Source organism: Streptomyces sp. NPDC002176, assembly GCF_044903645.1.
GTDB lineage: Bacteria > Actinomycetota > Actinomycetes > Streptomycetales > Streptomycetaceae > Streptomyces.
The window spans coordinates 183,437-199,047 of the sequence record NZ_JBJDQW010000002.1; the positions used below are offsets into that span (position 1 = coordinate 183,437).

At 70.3% G+C, this 15,611-nt stretch carries 15 protein-coding genes and 5 tRNA genes; 7 read left to right on the forward strand and 13 right to left on the reverse strand.

Going from position 1 to position 15,611, the window contains the following annotated elements; genetic code table 11:
- Positions 1-22: 22 nt before the first annotated feature.
- Both cofC and ACI2LY_RS09075 read left to right on the forward strand, forming a co-directional pair.
- Positions 23-673, forward strand: a complete 651-nt coding sequence (gene cofC, locus ACI2LY_RS09070) for a 2-phospho-L-lactate guanylyltransferase (protein ID WP_404706622.1) — start codon at positions 23-25, stop codon at positions 671-673.
- A gap of 19 nt (positions 674-692) precedes the next feature.
- A complete protein-coding gene (locus tag ACI2LY_RS09075) occupies positions 693-896 on the forward strand; it encodes a hypothetical protein (RefSeq protein ID WP_388994957.1) in 204 nt (67 codons plus the stop codon).
- Between the two features lie 117 nt (positions 897-1,013).
- On the opposite strand, the gene ACI2LY_RS09080 is transcribed toward ACI2LY_RS09075, so the two are convergent.
- The 4 genes from ACI2LY_RS09080 to leuC all read right to left on the reverse strand — a co-directional run bounded on the left by ACI2LY_RS09080 (position 1,014) and on the right by leuC (position 4,288).
- The gene (locus tag ACI2LY_RS09080; RefSeq protein ID WP_388994960.1) at positions 1,014-1,634 is read right to left on the reverse strand and encodes an HU family DNA-binding protein; all 621 of its coding nucleotides are present in this window, start codon (positions 1,632-1,634) and stop codon (positions 1,014-1,016) included.
- Between the two features lie 136 nt (positions 1,635-1,770).
- On the reverse strand, positions 1,771-2,001 hold the full coding sequence (locus tag ACI2LY_RS09085; protein WP_388994963.1) for a hypothetical protein: 231 nt from the start codon (positions 1,999-2,001) through the stop codon (positions 1,771-1,773).
- Positions 2,002-2,264: 263 nt separating this feature from the next.
- The gene (gene leuD / locus ACI2LY_RS09090; RefSeq protein ID WP_404706623.1) at positions 2,265-2,858 is read right to left on the reverse strand and encodes a 3-isopropylmalate dehydratase small subunit; all 594 of its coding nucleotides are present in this window, start codon (positions 2,856-2,858) and stop codon (positions 2,265-2,267) included.
- A gap of 2 nt (positions 2,859-2,860) precedes the next feature.
- The gene (leuC, locus tag ACI2LY_RS09095) at positions 2,861-4,288 is read right to left on the reverse strand and encodes a 3-isopropylmalate dehydratase large subunit (protein ID WP_404706624.1); all 1,428 of its coding nucleotides are present in this window, start codon (positions 4,286-4,288) and stop codon (positions 2,861-2,863) included.
- 197 nt (positions 4,289-4,485) lie between these two features.
- On the opposite strand from leuC, the gene ndgR reads away from it, so the two are divergent.
- Positions 4,486-5,202, forward strand: a complete 717-nt coding sequence (gene ndgR / locus ACI2LY_RS09100) for an IclR family transcriptional regulator NdgR (protein ID WP_135784271.1) — start codon at positions 4,486-4,488, stop codon at positions 5,200-5,202.
- 169 nt (positions 5,203-5,371) lie between these two features.
- Here the strand turns inward: ndgR and ACI2LY_RS09105 are convergent.
- The 9 genes from ACI2LY_RS09105 to ACI2LY_RS09145 form a co-directional block, all read right to left on the reverse strand.
- Positions 5,372-5,444 (reverse strand) — tRNA-Glu (locus ACI2LY_RS09105).
- A gap of 28 nt (positions 5,445-5,472) precedes the next feature.
- A tRNA-Gln gene (locus ACI2LY_RS09110) sits at positions 5,473-5,544 on the reverse strand.
- Positions 5,545-5,565: 21 nt separating this feature from the next.
- Positions 5,566-5,638: transfer RNA gene (locus ACI2LY_RS09115), tRNA-Glu, on the reverse strand.
- Between the two features lie 28 nt (positions 5,639-5,666).
- Positions 5,667-5,739: transfer RNA gene (locus ACI2LY_RS09120), tRNA-Glu, on the reverse strand.
- Between the two features lie 40 nt (positions 5,740-5,779).
- Positions 5,780-5,851: transfer RNA gene (locus ACI2LY_RS09125), tRNA-Gln, on the reverse strand.
- Between the two features lie 91 nt (positions 5,852-5,942).
- Positions 5,943-6,671 carry an HAD family hydrolase gene (locus ACI2LY_RS09130; RefSeq protein WP_404706625.1) on the reverse strand — a complete coding sequence of 243 codons (729 nt, stop codon included), beginning with the start codon at positions 6,669-6,671 and terminating at the stop codon, positions 5,943-5,945.
- 99 nt (positions 6,672-6,770) lie between these two features.
- On the reverse strand, positions 6,771-8,255 hold the full coding sequence (gene gltX, locus ACI2LY_RS09135; RefSeq protein WP_404706626.1) for a glutamate--tRNA ligase: 1,485 nt from the start codon (positions 8,253-8,255) through the stop codon (positions 6,771-6,773).
- Entirely contained in the window at positions 8,248-9,033 is a 786-nt protein-coding gene (locus ACI2LY_RS09140) for a fumarylacetoacetate hydrolase family protein (RefSeq protein WP_393912817.1), read from the reverse strand. Before ACI2LY_RS09140 ends, gltX begins: the two co-directional genes overlap by 8 nt.
- A 166-nt stretch (positions 9,034-9,199) precedes the next feature.
- Positions 9,200-9,394: a hypothetical protein gene (locus ACI2LY_RS09145; RefSeq protein ID WP_404706627.1), complete on the reverse strand. Its 195-nt coding sequence runs from the start codon at positions 9,392-9,394 to the stop codon at positions 9,200-9,202.
- 595 nt (positions 9,395-9,989) lie between these two features.
- Between ACI2LY_RS09145 and ACI2LY_RS09150 the strand changes: the two genes are divergently transcribed.
- The 4 genes from ACI2LY_RS09150 to ACI2LY_RS09165 all read left to right on the forward strand — a co-directional run bounded on the left by ACI2LY_RS09150 (position 9,990) and on the right by ACI2LY_RS09165 (position 15,270).
- Positions 9,990-13,781: a nitrate- and nitrite sensing domain-containing protein gene (locus tag ACI2LY_RS09150; protein WP_404706628.1), complete on the forward strand. Its 3,792-nt coding sequence runs from the start codon at positions 9,990-9,992 to the stop codon at positions 13,779-13,781.
- A gap of 9 nt (positions 13,782-13,790) precedes the next feature.
- Positions 13,791-14,204, forward strand: a complete 414-nt coding sequence (locus ACI2LY_RS09155) for a roadblock/LC7 domain-containing protein (protein ID WP_020128762.1) — start codon at positions 13,791-13,793, stop codon at positions 14,202-14,204.
- Positions 14,205-14,315: 111 nt separating this feature from the next.
- Positions 14,316-14,714 carry a DUF742 domain-containing protein gene (locus ACI2LY_RS09160; protein WP_030808431.1) on the forward strand — a complete coding sequence of 133 codons (399 nt, stop codon included), beginning with the start codon at positions 14,316-14,318 and terminating at the stop codon, positions 14,712-14,714.
- Positions 14,695-15,270 carry an ATP/GTP-binding protein gene (locus ACI2LY_RS09165; protein ID WP_030808427.1) on the forward strand — a complete coding sequence of 192 codons (576 nt, stop codon included), beginning with the start codon at positions 14,695-14,697 and terminating at the stop codon, positions 15,268-15,270. Before ACI2LY_RS09160 ends, ACI2LY_RS09165 begins: the two co-directional genes overlap by 20 nt.
- Positions 15,271-15,611 lie beyond the last annotated feature (341 nt).

Genomic DNA, 15,611 nt, shown 5'->3' on the forward strand with positions numbered 1-15,611 from the left:
AGCAGAGAGGGACGGTACGCCGGTGCAGTGGAGCTTGGTCATCCCCCTGAAGCCCTTGGCGCGGGCGAAAAGCAGGCTCGCGGACGCCGTCGCGGACGGGGCGCGGCCGGGGCTGGTGCTGGCGTTCGCGCAGGACACGGTGGCCGCCGCGCTGGAGTGCCTCGAGGTCGCGGATGTGGCGGTCGTCACGGACGACCCGGTGGCCGGGCGGGCGCTGGCCGCGCTGGGCGCGCGGATCGTGCCGGACGAGCCGGGTGGCGGCCTGAACGCCGCGCTGGCGCACGGGGCCTCGGCGGTGCGCGCGGTCAGGCCGACGGCGGCCGTCGCCGCGCTCAACGCCGATCTGCCCGCGCTGCGCCCGGTCGAACTGGCCCGGGTGCTGGCGGCCGCCGCCGAATTCCCGCGCGCGTTCCTGGCGGACGCCGCGGCGTTCGGCACGACGCTGCTCGCGGCCGCTCCCGGCCGGGAACTCAACCCGGCCTTCGGCGGCGCCTCCCGGGCCCGTCACCGCGCCTCGGGCGCCGTGGAACTGGCGCCGGTGAGCGTGGAATCGGTACGGCAGGACGTGGACACCGGCGACGATCTGCGGGCCGCGCTGGCGCTGGGCGTGGGCCCGTACACGGCGGCGGCGAGCGCCCGGTGGGCCGCTCCGGTGCCGTTGTCCGGGCAGTAGCGGGCAGTAGGCTGCGGACATGCAGGCCACCGCTTACACGTACGACCCCGAGAGCCGCAGCGGTCAGGTGCTGCTCGACGACGGCACCCCGGTGCCCTTCGACGCGGCCGCGTTCGACGCGGGCGGGCTGCGGTTGCTGCGGCCCGGTCAGCGGGTCCGCATCGAGACCGACGGCCGGGGCGAGGGACTGCGGATCACGCTGGTGACCCTCCAGACCTTTTGAACAGACCTGCTGAACAGGCGCTGAACGGGCGCTGAGCGCCTGTGTGGACGCACCGCGGGCCGGACTCCTCGGAGGAGTCCGGCCCGGCGCGTGTGTGCCCTTGTGGACCTGGTGCCGCTAGCGGGCGGTGGTCTTCTTGGCGGTGGTCTTGCGTGCCGTCGACTTCTTGGCGGGCGCCTTCTTGGCGGTGACCTTCTTCGCGGGGGCCTTCTTCGCCGTGGTCTTCTTGGCGGCCGCGGTCTTGGCGGTGGCCGTGGTCTTGGCGGGGGCCTTCTTCGCCGCGGCCTTCTTGGCGGTGGCCGTGGTCTTCTTGGCCGGAGCCGCCTTCTTGGCGGTCGTCTTCTTCGCGGCGGCCTTGGTGGCCTTCTTGGCCGCGGCCTTCTTCACCGTCGCGGAAGCGCCGCCGGTCAGGCTGCCCTTGGGCGCCTTCTTCACGGAGACCTCGCCACCACGGGGGAGCTTCTTCGAACCGCTCACCAGGTCCTTGAAACCCTGACCGGCGCGGAAGCGCGGGACCGAGGTCTTCTTGACCCGAACCCGCTCGCCCGTCTGGGGGTTACGGGCGTAGCGGGCGGGGCGGTCCACCTTCTCGAAGGACCCGAAGCCCGTGACCGAGACCCGGTCGCCCGCGACGACGGAGCGGACGATGGCGTCCAGGACCGCGTCGACAGCATCGGCGGCCTGCTGGCGGCCGCCCATCTTGTCGGCAATCGCTTCTACGAGCTGCGCCTTGTTCACGTCTTCCCCTTCGGAGACCTCGCCAGAACGAAAGTGTTCAAGCTTTTTCGCACGTTAGGCAGATATATACCGCAAATCAAACACGAAACGGGCTTCTCACCCTTGTGCCGCATCGGTTTCGGCGGTCTCGGACTGTTCAGTGGTCCTCTTCGGGCATCCGGCCCGCTTCGAGGTCCGCCATGAATCGTTCGAGACGCCTGGCCGCACCGGCGAGATCGTGTTTGGCCGCGGCCGTAATGACCAGCAGCTTCCGGGTCAGCGCCATCCGTACGCCCTCCGGGACTTGCAGTGCGCGCACGATTGCGTGCGCTTGTTTGAGTTGGTCCGCGACTGCCGCATAGAGCTGGAGTTGGCCGTCGTGTTCCATGCACAGATTGTGCCATCTGGGGCGAGTTGTCGCCTGCGCAGGGGGCAACTGCCGCCTCCGCGCGCCGTTTCGGGGCCCTCGGCGGGGGTGTCGGACGGCGAGGCCCGGACCTGCAACTTCGTTGCTGGGAAGGGGAGTTGGCGTGCTCGCGGGCGGCGCCCGGAGGCGTCCGAGCCCGGACATGCGCGTACCCCCAATCGTGGCGATCGGGGGTACGCGGCGGCCGTCGAGGTGGCCGAAACCTTGTCGTCGCGAGCGGTTGCTCAGCTCGTCAGCGTCCGGGGCTTGTGTGCCGGGCGGCCGCTCTCGTAGGCGGCGATGTCGTCCTCGTCGCGCAGGGTGATGGAGATGTCGTCCAGGCCGTTCAGCAGCCGCCAGCGGGAGTTCTCGTCCAGCTCGAAGGGGGCGGTGATGCCCTCGGCGCGCACCTCGCGGGCTTCCAGGTCGACCGTGATCTCGGCCTCGGGGTCGCGTTCGGTCAGCTCCCAGAGCGCGTCCACGATCTTCTGCTCCAGCACCACCGTGAGCAGCCCGTTCTTCAGCGAGTTGCCCCGGAAGATGTCGGCGAAGCGGGCGGAGATCACGGCCTTGAAGCCGTAGTTCTGCAGCGCCCAGACCGCGTGCTCACGGGAGGAGCCGGTGCCGAAGTCGGGGCCCGCGACCAGGACCGTGGCGCCTTGGCGCTCGGGCCGGTTGAGGACGAAGGTGTCGTCCTTGCGCCATGCCTCGAAGAGCCCGTCCTCGAAGCCGTCGCGGGTGACCTTCTTGAGCCAGTGGGCGGGGATGATCTGGTCGGTGTCGACGTTGCTGCGGCGCAGCGGCACGGCCCGGCCGGTGTGGGTGGTGAAGGCTTCCATCGTTATCGCACTCCAGCGGGCACATGGGTGTCGGACAGGTCGGCGGGCGAGCCGAGATGGCCGAGGACGGCGGTGGCGGCGGCGACCTGCGGCGACACCAGGTGGGTGCGGCCGCCCTTGCCCTGCCTGCCCTCGAAGTTGCGGTTGGAGGTGGAGGCGGAGCGCTCCCCCGGCGCGAGCTGGTCGGGGTTCATGCCCAGGCACATCGAGCAGCCCGCGTACCGCCATTCGGCGCCGGCCTCCTTGAAGACCACGTCCAGCCCCTCGGAGACGGCCTGCAGACCGACCCGCGCGGAGCCGGGGACGACCAGCATCCGTACGCCCGCGGCGACTTTGCGCTCCCGCAGGATCTCGGCGACGGAGCGCAGGTCCTCGATGCGGCCGTTGGTGCAGGAGCCTACGAAGACGGTGTCCACGGCGATGTCCCGCAGCGGCTGCCCGGCGGTCAACCCCATGTACTCCAGGGCCTTTTCGGCGGCGTACCGCTCCGATGCGTCTTCGTACGAAGCCGGGTCGGGGACGGTCGCCGAAAGCGGCGCTCCCTGGCCGGGGTTGGTGCCCCAGGTGACGAACGGGGAGAGTTCGGCGGCGTCGATGACGACCTCGGCGTCGAAGACGGCGTCGTCGTCGGTGCGCAGGGTCTTCCAGTACGCGACGGCCGCGTCCCAGTCGGCGCCCTCGGGGGCGGACGGGCGGCCCTGGAGGTAGGCGAAGGTGGTCTCGTCGGGGGCGATCATGCCCGCGCGGGCACCGGCCTCGATGGACATGTTGCAGATGGTCATCCGCGCCTCCATCGACAGCTTCTCGATGGCGGAGCCGCGGTACTCCAGGACGTAGCCCTGGCCGCCGCCGGTGCCGATGCGGGCGATGATCGCCAGGATCAGGTCCTTGGCGGAGACGCCCTCGGGCAGTTCGCCCTCGACGGTGATGGCCATGGTCTTCGGGCGGGCCATCGGCAGCGTCTGGGTGGCCAGTACGTGCTCGACCTGGGAGGTGCCGATGCCGAAGGCGAGCGCGCCGAACGCGCCGTGCGTGGAGGTGTGGGAGTCGCCGCAGACCACGGTGGTGCCGGGCTGGGTGAGGCCCAGCTGCGGGCCGACCACGTGGACGACGCCCTGCTCGACGTCGCCGAGCGGGTGCAGCCGGACGCCGAACTCGGCGCAGTTCCTGCGCAGGGTCTCCAGCTGGGCGCGGGAGACCGGGTCGGCGATGGGCTTGTCGATGTCCAGGGTCGGGGTGTTGTGGTCCTCGGTGGCGATGGTGAGGTCGAGGCGGCGGACCGCGCGGCCGCTCTTGCGGAGGCCGTCGAACGCCTGCGGGCTGGTCACCTCGTGCAGCAGGTGCAGATCGATGTAGAGGAGGTCGGGCTCGCCCTCGGCGCGCCGGACGACATGGTCGTCCCAGACCTTCTCCGCGAGTGTCCTACCCATCGCTTTCCCTCCGGTCGGCCACGCTCTCGCCGACGCATCTAGATCCTGAGGAAGCGACGCCCGCGCCGTGATCTTGAGGGGCATACGGGCGTCCGGCACCGGGCCCGCCGTACGCGGGCCGCCGTGTGCTTCAAGGGTGGCGCGTTCCGGAGAAAATTGAACTTGCGTTTCACAGAGTGAGACGGGAGTATCGTTGCATGGACAACAGTAGCGGCGTCGGCGTTCTGGACAAGGCGGCCCTTGTCCTGAGCGCTCTGGAGTCCGGTCCGGCCACCCTCGCGGGTCTGGTCGGGGCCACCGGACTGGCACGACCCACGGCCCATCGGCTGGCCGTGGCTCTGGAACACCACCGGCTGGTGGCGCGCGACATGCAGGGCCGGTTCATCCTGGGCCCCCGCCTGTCGGAGCTGGCCGCGGCGGCCGGTGAGGACCGCCTGCTGGCGACGGCGGGCCCGGTGCTCACGCATCTGCGGGACGTCACGGGCGAGAGCGCGCAGCTCTACCGGCGCCAGGGCGACATGCGGATCTGTGTGGCGGCCGCCGAGCGGCTGTCCGGACTGCGGGACACGGTGCCCGTGGGCTCGACGCTCACGATGAAGGCGGGCTCCTCGGCGCAGATCCTCATGGCCTGGGAGGAGCCCGAGCGGCTGCACCGGGGTCTGCAGGGCGCGCGCTTCACGGCGACGGCGCTCTCCGGGGTGCGCCGCCGGGGCTGGGCGCAGTCCATCGGCGAGCGGGAGCCGGGCGTGGCCTCGGTCTCGGCGCCGGTGCGGGGGCCGTCCAACCGTGTGGTGGCCGCCGTCTCGGTCTCCGGACCGATCGAGCGGCTGACCCGGCATCCGGGCCGGATGCACGCCCAGGCGGTGATCGACGCGGCGGGCCGGTTGTCCGAGGCGCTGCGCCGCTCCGGCTGAGCGCTCTTCCGACTTGCTTCCACGCTTCCCTCGGGCGGGAGCGGGCCCCAACGCCGCGGCCCGCTCCCGCCCGACCTGTCTGCCTCAACAGGGCTTCGGCGTACGGCTGTTGGAACAGGACCCGGAAAACAGCGAAGGCCCCTCGCTTGCGCGAGGAGCCTTCTTTCTGTACCCCCGACCGGATTCGAACCGGCGCTACCGCCTTGAGAGGGCGGCGTGCTAGGCCGCTACACAACGGGGGCCTGGACACTGCGTTTCCGCAGGTCCGAGCTGGTCTACCTGGACTCGAACCAAGACTAACTGAACCAGAATCAGCCGTGCTGCCAATTACACCATAGACCAATGATGGTTTAGACCAGTCAGTACCCCCGACCGGATTCGAACCGGCGCTACCGCCTTGAGAGGGCGGCGTGCTAGGCCGCTACACAACGGGGGCCCTAGCGATTCCGAGTGATCGGAACCAGTACCCCCGACCGGATTCGAACCGGCGCTACCGCCTTGAGAGGGCGGCGTGCTAGGCCGCTACACAACGGGGGCCTCGCGGATGAGATCCGCGGATGCAGATGAGCTCTGCGAGCTGGCCTACCTGGACTCGAACCAAGACTAACTGAACCAGAATCAGTCGTGCTGCCAATTACACCATAGGCCACTGGAACGCAAACCCAGCGAAGGGATCTTGTTCTAGCAGATGCGCCTGGGGCCCGGGTTTTCGGCCCGTTTCCCTCGGCGCAGGAAGAACATTACCCGAAGGTGGACGGGGCTCCAAAACGGGTATCCGAGCGGACCAGCGCCGGAAGTTCGGCGAGGGTGGTGATCCGGTGCGCCAGGACAGCGTCGGCCGCCCGCGGGTGCGGGCCGCCCCGGTCGATCCACACGGACATCATCCCGGCCTCCGCGGCGCCCCGCCCGTCGATCTCCGGATGGTCGCCGACGTACGCCACCTCGTGCGGGGGCAGCCCCAGCCCCTCGCAGGCGGCCAGGAAGGCACCGGCGGCCGGTTTGGAGACGCCCAGCTCCACGGCGCACAGCACGCTCTCGAACCGGTCGCGCAGGCCCAGGGCGCGCAGCTTGTGCTCCTGGACGGTCAGGCTGGAGTTGGACAGCACCGCGTGCCGGTGCTCCGGGAGAGCGTCCAGGGCGGGCAGCACGTCCGGGAAGACGCGCCAGGCGGCCTGGTAGTGGGCGACGTAGCGCAGAAACCATTCTTCGGCTTCGGCGTCGGTCAGTTCCGCTTCCAGGAAGGCCCGCACCCGGTCCAGCCGCTGCCCCTCGAACGTGGCCTCTCCGGCCGCGTGCCGCGCCCAGTGCGCCTCGGTCGCCGACCGCCACGCCCTGAGCGCCTGCTCCGGCGTCTCGAACCGGGCGAGCAGGCCCTCCGCCAGGAGGTGCGCCCGCATGCCCTCACGGTCGGCGGTGGTGTAGTCGAAAAGGGTGTCGTCCACGTCCCAGACCACGGCTCGGATGCTCATGGGCCGACGGTAACGGGCGGGCGGCCCGGCGGCAGCGGACGGATACGCCGAGGGGCGGCATCCGGTGGCCGGATGCCGCCCCTGGCGGTGTGGCGTTCGTTACGCCGCGAGCTTCGCCAGCGCCGCGTCGATACGGGCCAGCGTCTTCTCCTTGCCGAGTACCTCCAGGGACTCGAACAGGGGAAGGCCGACCGTGCGGCCGGTCACGGCCACGCGGACCGGGGCCTGGGCCTTGCCGAGCTTGAGACCGTGGGCCTCGCCCGCGGCCAGCACGGCCTCCTTGAGGGATTCGGCCGAGGTCCAGTCGGCGGCCTCGAGCTTCTCCCGGGCGGTGCGCAGGAGCGCGTCCGAGCCTTCCTTCATCGCCTTGGCCCAGGCGGCCTCGTCGAGGACCGGCTCGGGCAGGAACAGGAAGTCGACGTTGTCGGTGATCTCGGAGAGCACCTTCAGCCGAGTCTGGGCGTGCGGGGCGATCGCCTGCCACTTGGCCTCGTCGAAGTCCTCGGCCGCCCAGGGGGCGAACGGGGCCTTCAGCCACGGGTCGCAGCGCTCGGTGAAGTCCTTCACGTCGAGCATGCGGATGTGGTCGGCGTTGATCGCCTCGCACTTCTTCAGGTCGAAGCGCGCCGGGTTGGGGTTCACGTCCGAGATCTCGAAGGCCGCGACCATCTCCGCGATGGAGAAGATGTCCTGGTCCGCCGAGAGCGACCAGCCCAGCAGGGAGAGGTAGTTGAGCAGACCCTCGGGCAGGAAGCCGCGCTCGCGGTAGAGGTTGAGCGATGCCTGCGGGTCGCGCTTGGAGAGCTTCTTGTTGCCCTCGCCCATCACGTACGGCAGGTGACCGAAGGCCGGGATCTGCTTCGCGATGCCCAGCTCCATCAGCGCCTTGTACAGGGCGATCTGGCGCGGGGTGGAGGAGAGCAGGTCCTCGCCGCGCAGGACGTGGGTGATGTCCATCAGCGCGTCGTCGACCGGGTTCACCAGGGTGTACAGCGGGGCGCCGTTGGCGCGCACGATGCCGTAGTCCGGGACGTTCTCCGGGAGGTAGGTGATCTCGCCGCGCACCAGGTCGTCGAAGGTGATCGCCTCGTCCGGCATCCGGAAGCGGACGATCGGCTCGCGGCCCTGGGCCGTGTACTCCGCGACCTGCGCCTCGCTCAGCTCGCGGCAGTGGCCGTCGTAGCCGGAGGGCTTGCCGGCGGCGCGGGCGGCCTCGCGGCGGGTGTCCAGCTCGTCCTGGGAGCAGTAGCAGCGGTAGGCGTAGCCGCCGTCCAGGAGCTTGCCCGCGACGTCCTGGTAGATGTCCATGCGCTCGGACTGGCGGTACGGCGCGTGCGGGCCGCCGACCTCGGGGCCCTCGTCCCAGTCGAAGCCGAGCCAGCGCATGGAGTCCAGGAGCTGGTTGTAGGACTCCTCGGAGTCGCGGGCCGCGTCGGTGTCCTCGATCCGGAAGACCAGGGTGCCCTCGTGGTGGCGGGCGAACGCCCAGTTGAACAGGGCGGTGCGCACCAGGCCCACGTGGGGGTTGCCGGTGGGCGAGGGACAGAAACGGACACGTACGGGGGAGCCTGCTGCGCTAGCCACGCTTGACAACCTTGTTGGTGAGAGTGCCGATGCCTTCGATGGTGACGGCGACCTCGTCGCCGACGCTCATGGAGCCGACCCCCGCGGGGGTGCCGGTGAGGATGACGTCGCCGGGGAGCAGCGTCATGGCCTCGGAGATGTTGACGATCAGGTCCTCGATGGGGCGGACCATCTCGCTGGTGCGCCCGAGCTGGCGCTGTTCGCCGTTGAGGGTGAGCTGGACCGTGAGGTCGTTCGCGCGGGCGAGGTCGATGTCCGTCTCGACCCAGGGGCCGAGCGGGCAGGACGTGTCGAAGCCCTTGGCGCGGGCCCACTGCTTCTCGGTGCGCTGCACGTCGCGGGCGGTGACGTCGTTGGCGCAGGTGTAGCCGAAGATGACGTCCTTGACGCGCTCGCGCGGGACCTCGCGGCACATGCGGCCGATGACGACGGCCAGCTCGGCCTCGTAGTGCAGTTCCTTGGTGAACGGCGGGTACTGGATCTCGTCGCCGGGGCCGATCACCGAGGTGGAGGGCTTGAAGAAGGCGAACGGGACGTCGGGCACCTCGCTGCCCAGTTCCCTGGCGTGCTCGGCGTAGTTGCGGCCGAAGGCCACGACCTTGTTGGGGAGCACCGGCGGGAGCAGCCTGACCTTGCTGAGGGGCACCTTGGTGCCGGACAGCTCGTGGTCGGCGAAGGGGATGCCCTTGATGATGTCGAGGACGAGCTCGTCCTGCTTGTCGCCCTCGACCGCGCCGAAGGCTACGTTCCCGTCGATGGAGAACCTGGCGATGCGCACGGGATTCTGGCGCCTCTCACTGAGATCCGGCGTACTGACGTCCCAGGTTAACCGGTTCGCGCGGTCGGCGTCCGGCCACGCATTCCGGGGGAAAACGAGAGCGCGGCCCGGTGGACCGTCGCACATGGACGGTCCGCCGGGCCGCGTTCGTACGGGCCTGGTGCGGTCAGACGCCGACCTCGACCACGACGGAGGCCGGGAGCTCCATCAGGATGGTGCGCCGGGGGTTGGCGGTCCGGTCGGGGAGGTCGGCGGCGTGCTCGGGCAGCTCGGCGACCCGCAGTTCACCGGCGTCGGTCAGGTGTGCCAGCGTGGTGCGTCGCGGGTTCGCCGTCGTCTGGAACATCATCGTCGTCTTCACCGTTGTCGTCCTGTGGCCTTGTGTCGGGTGGGAATGGGCTGGGAATGGGCAGAGCCGCTCATCCTGTAAAGCGTCAGGCTAAACATGCGAATCCCCGTCACGGACGTGAACCACTCATGATCAGCGTGTGAGTTTGCTCACTGCATGACACGCAAAGCGACCAATTCGGACCCCCGTTCCCTTGCAACGAAACGGACATTGGTCGCCTGAACCCACCATTCCGCTCCTGATCATGGCGACTGGGACACCACCCGAGCGGCTCGCACGGGCGATCGACTCGCCGGAATTGCCCGCCTATACGGGTGATCCACCTCCACCTGAAGTGACCCCCGGATCACACCCCGTCACGTAGGTCACAGCTCGGGGTACGTCCCTTGTTGGAGATCCGGCACTGTGCTGGAATGCCACGGACCGCCGCAGGATCGAGCCGGCGCAGGGGGCGCGACGCCGCGCCGAGTGGCGGTGAGACAGGGGGGAATCCAGCGCCGGTCACTCAAGACCACACGGGGGGCGTATTCAGGGCGCCCTTCATGACGCCGACACCGTGTCCCGCCGTTCATCCGGAGGGGCGCCTGGTCCAGAGGTTGCGACGCTAGTGCAGGGACGTTTCAAGAGGGATGGCAGCGCTTCGGCCGAGCCGAAGCCGCACGGCGGGACTGCCCCCATGGCCGGCAGCTCCTCGCACCAGCACGCCCAGAGCGCCGGCAAGGCACCGTCCGGCGACGGCGGTGAGCGCGCGGGACACCCCGGCTCGTCCGCCTCGGCGAGCGCGTCCGGTGCCATGACCGCGACGCCCACCGCGAAGTCCGCGAGGACCGCGCCCAGCACCGGCTCCCGGGTGGCACTGCGCAACTGGCGCATCTCCACGCGTCTGGTGTCGCTGCTCGCGCTGCCCGTGGTCGCGGCCACCACGCTCGGTGGTCTGCGCATCGGCGACTCGATGGACGACATCCAGCAGCTCGACAACATGAAGCTGCTGACCGAGATGACCCAGCGCGCGACCGAACTGGCGCACGCGCTCCAGGAGGAGCGCGACCAGTCCGCCGGTCCCCTGGCGCACGGTCTCAAGTCGTCCGACTACACGGTCAAGGGCTTCCGCGACAAGACCGACAACGCCAAGAAGACCTTCGAGGACTCCGCCGAGAACATCGACGCGGCGAGCAAGGACGGCAACCTCCAGGGCGTCCGCGACACCCTGGTCGGCCTGGTCTCCCAGCTCGACTCGCTCGGCAAGATCCGCCGGGACGCGTACACCTCCGAGGGCAACTCGACCCAGACCGTCGAGTCGTACCACCGGCTGATCACCCAGCTCATCGGTCTCTCCCAGGACATGGCCGAGGCGTCGAGCAACCCGGAGATGATCCAGCGCACCCGCGCCCTGGCCGCGTTCTCCACGGCCAAGGAGTACGCGTCGGTGCAGCGGGCCGTCATCGCGGCCGCCCTGCCCGCCAGCAACGCCACCAAGGGCGACCTGTCGACCAATGACCGCCTCTACGGCGAGGCCGCGTACGACAGCGAGGGCTCCGAGCTCAACATCTTCCGCAAGGTCTACGCGAGCCAGGGCGCCGAGGAGATCCTCAAGCCCATCGACGAGAACAACCCGACGATCCAGGCGGCCGACGTCTACGCCAAGCGGGTCTTCGACTCCCGCGACGGTCTGGCGGGACAGCCGGCCCGCTCGTACCTGGACTGGATGGACGACAGCTCCACCAAGATCCAGCAGATGAAGAAGATCGAGCACGAGCTGCTCGACAGCATGGAGCAGAAGGCCCGTCAGCTGAAGGCGACCTCCGAGCAGGAGGCGATCCTCTCGGGTGTGCTGATCCTGCTCGTGCTCGGCGTCTCGCTGGTCGGCGCGTTCGTCGTGGCCCGGTCCATGATCCGCTCGCTGCGCCGTCTGCAGGACACCGCCACCAGGGTCGCCCAGGACCGGCTGCCCGAGCTGGTCAAGCAGCTCTCCGAGTCCGACCCGCAGGACGTGGACACGTCCGTGGAGTCGGTCGGTGTGCACTCGCGGGACGAGATCGGCCAGGTGGCCGCGGCCTTCGACGAGGTGCACCACGAGGCGGTCCGTCTGGCCGCCGAGCAGGCGCTGCTGCGAGGCAACGTCAACGCGATGTTCACCAACCTCTCGCGCCGCTCCCAGGGCCTGATCCAGCGTCAGCTCTCGCTCATCTCCGAACTGGAGTCCCGCGAGGCCGACCCGGACCAGCTGTCCTCGCTGTTCAAGCTCGACCACCTCGCGACCCGCATGCGCCGTAACGGCGAGAACCTCCTCGTCCTCGCCGGTGAGGAGCCCGGCCGCCGCTGGACCCGCCCGGTCCCGCTGGTCGACGTGCTCCGCGCCGCCGCCTCCGAGGTGGAGCAGTACGAGCGCATCGAGCTGGCGTCGGTGCCCGGCACCGAGGTCGCCGGCCGCGTCGTCAACGACCTCGTGCACCTCCTCGCCGAGCTGCTGGAGAACGCCACCTCGTTCTCCTCCCCGCAGACCAAGGTCAAGGTCACCGGTCACGCGCTGCCCGACGGGCGCGTGCTGATCGAGATCCACGACACCGGCATCGGCCTCTCCCCCGAGGACCTCGCCGCGATCAACGAGCGCCTCGCCGCGCCGCCCACCGTGGACGTGTCGGTCTCCCGCCGCATGGGTCTGTTCGTGGTCGGTCGTCTGTCGCAGCGCCACGGCATCCGCATCCAGCTCCGCCCGTCCGACTCCGGTGGTACGACCGCGCTGGTCATGCTGCCCGTCGATGTCGCCCAGGGCGGCAAGAAGCCCGCTCCGGGCAAGGGCGGCGGCGCGGGCTCCGGTGGCGGTCCCGCCGCCGCGCAGGCCGCGGCCGGTGCCGCGGCGGCCCGCCGCAACAACAACGGCGGCGGCGCGAACGGCGGTGCCCTCGGCGGTGCCCCGGCGGCGGGCGGACGCCTGACCGGTGGCCCCGGCCAGCGCGGTCAGGTCGGCACGGGCCAGGGTCCGCGCGCGGCGCTGCCCGGCGCCGGGCAGAACGGCGGCCGTCCCGGCGGTCCGGGTGGTCAGGGTGGCCCCGGTGCCGCCCGCGGTCCGCAGGGTCCCGGTGCCTTCCAGCAGAACCGCCCCGCCCCCGCGGGCCAGGGTGCCCCGCAGGGGATGCACACCGCGGGCCCCGGTGGCGCCGGTGGCGCCCAGCAGGACGCCTTCGGCGGCCGCGGCCCCGCGCAGCAGCAGCAGCGCGGCGGTGCGGGTGCCGGTGCCGGTGCCGAGCAGGGGCGTCAGCCGCAGCTTCCGGCGCGTGGCGGCCCGCGTGCCGAACTCCCGGGCGGGAACCCGCAGTCGCGTGCCTCACTGGACGTGCCGCGCGGCCATGACGAGCAGGACGCGTCACAGACCTCGCGCATGCCGCGTATCGACGACCGTGGCGGCCTGGGCGGCACCGCGGAGATGCCCCGCATCGACGCGAACGACCCGTCCACCACCGGCGGTTTCCCACGTCAGGACCTGTACGGCGCGGCCAACCAGCAGCAGCACACCGGGCAGTTCGCCCGCCCCGGCGCCAACGGGGCCCAGCACACGGGCCAGTTCCAGCGCCCTGCTGCCAACGACCCCCAGAACATGGGCCAGTACCAGCAGCCCGGCGCCCAGCAGGGCGGCGGCTACGGGCGACAGCAGGGCGGCGACGAGTACACCCGCCCCGACCTGTTCGGCGGACCGCAGGGCCAGCAGGCTCCGCAGGCCCCGCAGAACACCGGCCAGTTCCCGGTCCAGCAGGGGTACGACGCGTACCAGGGCGGCAACACCGGCCAGCACGCGCTGCCCGCCCGCCAGGCCCCGAACCAGAACCAGCCCGCTCAGAACCCGGTCGGCAACACCGGCCAGTTCGAGCAGCAGCGGCCCGCCGCCCCGCAGCGTCCGGCGCGTCAGGCGCCCGCCGACAACTGGGCGCTGCCCCCGGCCCCGGCGGGCAACGCCGGTGACGGCCGTACCCCGCTGTACGACACGCTGGAGACCAACTGGTTCCAGCAGGAACAGCAGCAGCAGGCGGAGTCCGCTCCGGCCGCCGCCCCTCAGCAGCCGCAGGCGCAGGCCCCCACGCCCGCCCCGCAGCAGTCGTCGTCCACCACCGGCTCGTGGCGCACCTCTCCGAACGACGAACTCGTCCGGCAGGCGGAGCGCGTACGGCAGCCCGCGGCGGGCGGTGTCACCACCTCCGGTCTGCCGCGCCGTGTGCCCAAGGCGAACCTCGTCCCGGGCACGGCACAGCAGCAACAGCACCACAGCGGTCCGCAGGTCTCCCGTGCGCCTGACGACGTACGCGGCCGGCTGACCAATCTCCGTCGGGGTATCGCTCAGGGCCGTCAGGCCGGGGGCGGCCAGACCGGCAGCTTCCCGAGCCCCACTCACCAGCAGGAGCGTTAGTTGAGTCCGATGAGCCAGGCGGCACAGAACCTGAACTGGTTGATCACCAACTTCGTGGACAACACCCCAGGGGTGTCGCACACGGTGGTGGTCTCCGCCGACGGCCTTCTGCTGGCGATGTCCGAAGGGTTCCCCAGGGACCGCGCCGACCAGCTGGCGGCGGTCGCGTCCGGGCTGACCTCTCTCACGGCCGGGGCATCCCGGATCTTCGAGGGTGGCAGCGTGGCGCAGACCGTCGTCGAGATGGAACGCGGCTTCCTGTTCCTCATGTCCGTCTCGGACGGGTCGTCCCTCGCGGTCCTCGCCCACCCCGAGTGCGACATCGGCCTGGTCGGCTACGAGATGACCCTGCTCGTCGACCGCGCGGGTGCGGTACTCACCCCGGACCTGCGCGCCGAACTACAAGGCAGTCTGCTCCACTGACCCACCCCGGCACCACCCACCACACGAAACAACCGTCCGGCCGCCACAATCCCCCCACCGGCCCTGTCAGACGGCACGACTGACCAACTTGCTGTCCCGCCCGGAGGATTCATGACCCCGCCCAACGCCTCTCATGATCCGTACGCGGAACCGTACGGCGATGAGGGCGACCAGCCACTGGTACGTCCGTACGCGATGACCGGTGGCCGGACCCGGCCGCGCTACCAGCTCGCCATCGAGGCGCTGATCAGCACCACGGCCGACCCGGCAGCGCTGATGGGAATGCTCCCGGAGCACCAGCGCATCTGCCACCTCTGCCGGGAGGTCAAGTCGGTCGCGGAGGTTTCCGCGCTCCTGGCCATGCCCCTGGGCGTGGCCCGCATTCTGGTGGCCGACCTCGCCGAGGCCGGCATGGTCGCCGTTCACCAGCCGGGCGGCGACGAGAACAACGGCGGCGCTCCCGATGTGACGCTGCTCGAAAGGGTGCTCAGTGGACTTCGCAAGCTCTGACTCGGGGCGGGCCACGACCTCCGCCAAGATCGTGGTGGCCGGTGGCTTCGGCGTGGGCAAGACCACGTTCGTGGGCGCCGTGTCGGAGATCAACCCGCTGCGCACCGAGGCCGTCATGACGTCCGCCTCCGCGGGCATCGACGACCTCACCCACACCGGGGACAAGACCACCACGACGGTGGCCATGGACTTCGGCCGCATCACCCTGGACCAGGACCTGATCCTGTACCTCTTCGGTACCCCCGGACAGGACCGCTTCTGGTTCATGTGGGACGACCTCGTACGCGGCGCCATCGGCGCCGTGGTCCTCGTCGACACCCGACGCCTCGCCGACTGCTTCCCCGCAGTCGACTACTTCGAGAACTCGGGCCTGCCGTTCGTCGTCGCCCTCAACGGGTTCGACGGCCAGCAGCCCTACAACCCCGACGAGGTCCGCGAGGCGCTCCAGATCGGTCCCGACGCGCCGATCATCACGACCGACGCCCGGCACCGCTCGGACGCCAAGAGCGCGCTGATCACCCTGGTCGAGCACGCCCTCATGGCCCGCCTGCGGTAGGGGTCGAGTAGCACTCAAGTCGGATCTGCCATAAGGCAGTTGCCGTAGCGCACCCGGAGCCGGCTGTGGCCTTTGACACGGTCGGCTCCGGTGTTCATAACAGTTCGGCAGAGGAAATCCCACGCTTCGCCACGCGACGCGTTCGGCCGGTGCCGCTGCGCTCACAAAGCCCCTGCCTTTTGTGGGGCTCGCTCGGTAATGACCCGTTTTATCTGTTGTTTACAACGCCACCTCCCCCGTTTGTTACTGCCCAGCTCCACGTGCTGGAATGCCTGAACTGCCCAGGGGTCAAAGACGTACTGAGTGGTCGAAGAGGAACCGGGCTCTGAGAGACTGCGGCA